This window comes from Streptomyces sp. NPDC006265, from assembly GCF_040613555.1.
GTDB lineage: Bacteria > Actinomycetota > Actinomycetes > Streptomycetales > Streptomycetaceae > Streptomyces.
The window spans coordinates 1-3783 of record NZ_JBEXSH010000871.1 but is presented as its reverse complement, the minus strand read 5'-3'; the positions used below and the strand labels follow the sequence as shown (position 1 = coordinate 3783).

3 protein-coding genes and 1 pseudogene are annotated in these 3783 nt (G+C 71.2%); 2 read left to right on the top strand and 2 right to left on the bottom strand.

Translation table 11 applies throughout. The features are described from left to right. Window positions 1–29: 29 nt before the first annotated feature. Together trmB and ABZ281_RS41840 are read left to right on the top strand one after the other, a co-directional pair. On the top strand, window positions 30–644 hold the full coding sequence (gene trmB, locus ABZ281_RS41845) for a tRNA (guanosine(46)-N7)-methyltransferase TrmB (protein WP_356663178.1): 615 nt from the start codon (window positions 30–32) through the stop codon (window positions 642–644). Between the two features lie 59 nt (window positions 645–703). After that, a complete protein-coding gene (locus tag ABZ281_RS41840; protein WP_356663176.1) occupies window positions 704–2050 on the top strand; it encodes a PrsW family glutamic-type intramembrane protease in 1347 nt (448 codons plus the stop codon). A 49-nt stretch (window positions 2051–2099) separates the two neighbouring features. Here ABZ281_RS41840 and ABZ281_RS41835 read toward each other — a convergent pair whose 3' ends face one another. Continuing rightward, complete coding sequence (locus ABZ281_RS41835) at window positions 2100–3044, bottom strand: aldo/keto reductase (RefSeq protein ID WP_356663174.1); 945 nt, start codon at window positions 3042–3044, stop codon at window positions 2100–2102. 159 nt (window positions 3045–3203) lie between these two features. After that, a pseudogene (locus tag ABZ281_RS41830) lies at window positions 3204–3722 on the bottom strand (M23 family metallopeptidase); the annotation flags it as partial. Window positions 3723–3783: the final 61 nt, after the last annotated feature.

Here is a 3783-nt window from a genome sequence, read left to right as displayed (position 1 = left end):
TCTTCAGCCAGCACAACGTCCGCACGGTGATGGGCACGGCCCAGGCCAGCGCCGTCGCCATGCTCTGCGCCGCCCGCCGCGACGACAACCCCGTCGTCCTGGAGATCGGCTTCGGCATGGGCGAGGCCACCGCCCAGATGGCCGCGGCCGATCCCGCCACGAACATCCTCGCCGTCGACGTCCACACCCCCGGCCAGGGCAACCTGCTCAACCTCGCCGACCGCAACGGCCTGTCCAACGTCCGGGTCGGCAACGGCGACGCGATCATCCTCCTGCACGAGATGCTCCCCCCGGACTCCCTCAACGGCCTGCGCGTGTACTTCCCGGACCCCTGGCCCAAGAAGCGGCACCACAAGCGCAGGATCATCCAGCCCGACTTCCTGACCCTCGCCGCCACCCGCATCAGACCCGGCGGGATCGTCCACTGCGCCACCGACTGGGAGCCGTACGCCGAACAGATGCTCGACGTCCTCACGGCACACCCTGACTTCGAGAACACACAGGCGGACGGTGGTTTCGCGCCGCGCCCCGACTTCCGTCCACTGACCCGTTTCGAGGGCCAGGGACTGGACAAGGGACATGTCGTGAACGACCTCCTCTTCCGCCGCGTACAGCACGTGGACCAGCCCCCCGTCGGCGCCTGACCACCCCTGGCACCTCTCCCGCCTGCGGACAGCGCCCATCCGTCGTTAGGGTCAATTCCGTGGCCACCAGCCCCCCGCATCCGTCGTACCCGAGCGGTCCCACCGACGGCGTCCCCTTCGCCGGCCCACGCACGGCCGGCTTTCTGCGGCACGCCCACTGGTGGCACCGAGCCTGGGTCCGCTACGGCGCGCTGAGCACGCTCCTCGCGATATCCGGCCTGGTCATCCTCGCCCTGGTCCGCGAGGAGACCGGCACGGAAGGGTTCCTGGTCGGGCTGGGGCTGGCCGTCCTCCCGGTGCCCCTGCTGATAGCCGCGTTCCGCTGGCTGGACCGGGTCGAGCCCGGCCCCTGGCGGAACCTGCTGTTCTGCTTCGCCTGGGGCGCCTGCGCGGCGGCGCTGATAGCGATCGTCGCCAACAGCTTCGCGACGAGATGGATTGCGACGGCGACGGCGGACCCGTCCAGCGCGGACACCCTCGGCGCGACGGTGATAGCGCCGGTGGTCGAGGAGTCGGCCAAGGCGGCGGCCGTCCTCCTGGTCTTCCTCTTCCGGCGCCGCGACTTCACCGGCATCGTCGACGGGGTCGTCATAGCCGGCGTGACGGCCACCGGCTTCGCCTTCACCGAGAACATCCTCTACCTCGGCACGGCCTTCGGCACCGACCAGCTCACCGGCGGCCACGGCATCGCCTCCGTCACGGCGGCGACCTTCTTCGTGCGCGTCATCATGTCGCCGTTCGCGCACCCGCTGTTCACGGTCCTCACCGGCATCGGCTTCGGCATCGCCGCGCTCTCGGCGGGCCGCCGGACCCTGCGCCGCGTCGCCTTCCCGCTCGGCGGGCTGCTGCTCGCGATGGGGATGCACGCGATGTGGAACGGCTCGTCGGCCTTCGGCGAGTACGGGTTCTTCGCCGTGTACGCGGCGTTCATGGTGCCCATCTTCGGGCTGCTGACGTGGCTGGTGATCTGGACGCGGCAGCGGGAGCTGAAGACCGTACGGGCGGAGCTGCCCGCCTACGCCGTGGCCGGCTGGCTGACCCCGGCCGAGCCGTACGCGCTCGGCTCGATGCGGGCCCGCCGGATCGCCCGTCAGTACGCCCGCCGGCACGCGGGCAGGGCGGCGGCCCGGGAGGTGGCCCGGTACGAGGCGTACGCGACATCGCTGGCGTTCCTGCGGCACCGGGCCCGGCGGGGCAGCCCCGGGGCGGACTTCGCCGTACGGGAGCGGGAACTGCTCGGCGGACTGTGGCGGCGCCGGGAGGTGGCCCGCCCCGCGCTGGACCACGCGGCCCGGATCACCGCCCCTCCGGTCCCGGTGACGCCACCGCCCTGGCCGGTGTACGGGGTGTACGGGTACGGCCATCAGCCGGCGCCGTACCCCGCGTACAACCCCTACCACTCCTGAAGCCGTTTGAAGCCGTTCCCGACGCCACTCCCGAAGCCTGCCGTTCGGATCAGGCCGAGGCCCGGGTGAGCCGTCCGATCTCGGCCTCCGAGAGCGTCAGCTCCCCGACACCGAGCAGCGCGGGCAGCTGCTCCACCGTCCGCGCGGAAGCGATCGGCGCCGTCACGGTCGGCTGCGCGGCGAGCCAGGCGAGCGCCACCGTGGCGACGGGAACGTCGTGCGCCCCGGCGACCTCGTCGAGGGCGTCGAGAACCCGCCGCCCCCGCTCGGTTTCCAGATGCCTGGCGGCACCGCCCGCCCGCGCGCTCTCGACCTCCGTCCCGGGCCGGTACTTGCCCGTGAGGAAGCCGGATGCGAGCGCGTAGTAAGGAACGGCCGCGAGGCCGGTCCGCTCGGCGAGGTCCTGGAGCTCACCCTCGTAGGTGTCACGGGAGACCAGGTTGTAGTGCGGCTGGAGGGCGACGTACCGGGCGAGTCCCTCGCGGTCGGAGAACTCCAGGGACGCCCGCAGCCGCTCGGCGGTGATGTTGGAGGCGGCGATGTGCCGCACCTTGCCGGACTTCACGAGGTCGTCGAGCGCGCCGATGATCTCCTCGACGGGCACGTCGGGCTGGTCGAAGTGCGTGTAGTAGAGGTCGATGTAGTCGGTGCGCAGGCGCCGCAGGGAGGCGTCGGCGGCGGCCTTGATGTTGGCGGCGGACAGACCCTGGAAGTCGGGGTGCTGGCTGACCTTCGTCGCGACGACGACGTCGGAGCGGTTGCCGCGCGCCTCGAGCCACGCGCCGAGCAGGGTCTCGGACTCCCCGCCCTGGTTGCCGTCGACCCACGCCGAATAGACGTCGGCGGTGTCGACGAAGTTGCCGCCGGCGGCGGTGTAGGCGTCGAGGACGGCGAAGGACCGGTCCTGGTCGGCGGTCCAGCCGAAGACGTTGCCACCGAGGGCGAGGGGGAAGACCTCGAGGCCGGAGGTACCGAGCTTGCGAAGAGACGTCATGCTCGGTGTCAACGACCGTAGGGGAAGGCCTCATTCCACAACGGACGCAAAACTCCCGTAAACACCACACCGCACCACACACCGCACCGGAAAACCGGCGGCCCTGACGTCGGGGGGGTCGCCGTCAGGGCCGCCGGTGCTTCAACGGGTGTGTACCGCTTACGGAGTCAGTCCCTTGCCGCGCAGCCACGCCATCGGGTCAATGCCGCTGGCGGATCCGCCGGAGTGGACCTCGAGGTGCAGGTGCGCCCCGGTGACGTTGCCGGTGGCGCCCACGCGGCCGATGACGTCGCCGGTGCTGACCTTCTGGCCGACGCTGACGCCGATGGAGGACTGGTGCGCGTACCAGATCTCGGTGCCGTCATCGAGGGTGAGAACGGTCTTGTAGCCGTAGGAGCCGTTCCAGCCCGCCTCGGTGATGGTGCCGCTGTGCACGGCCTTGATCGGCGTGCCCGTGGGGGCGGCGAAGTCGAGGCCGGTGTGGTAGCCGGAGGACCAGTAGGCGCCGGCCTGACCGAACGTCGAGGTGAGGGTGTACGAGGAGATCGGCAGCGTGAACTGCTTGGCGAGGGCGGCGAGTCGCTCGGCCTCGGCCTTCTTCCTGGCCTCCTCCTCCGCCTTCTTCTTGGCCTCGGCGGCCTTGGCCTTGGCTTCCTCCTCCGCCTTGGCGACCGCATCCTTGGCCGTCGACGCGAACGACCCCGGCGCGCTGCGCTACACCTGGGCCCTGCTGGCCGTG

What these genes read in the sequence shown, in the direction of transcription:
- ABZ281_RS41835 (WP_356663174.1), bottom strand. Translation starts at nt 3,044, where the DNA reads ATGACGTCTCTTCGCAAGCTCGGTACCTCCGGCCTCGAGGTCTTCCCC.
- trmB (WP_356663178.1), top strand. Translation starts at nt 30, where the DNA reads ATGGGCACGGCCCAGGCCAGCGCCGTCGCCATGCTCTGCGCCGCCCGC.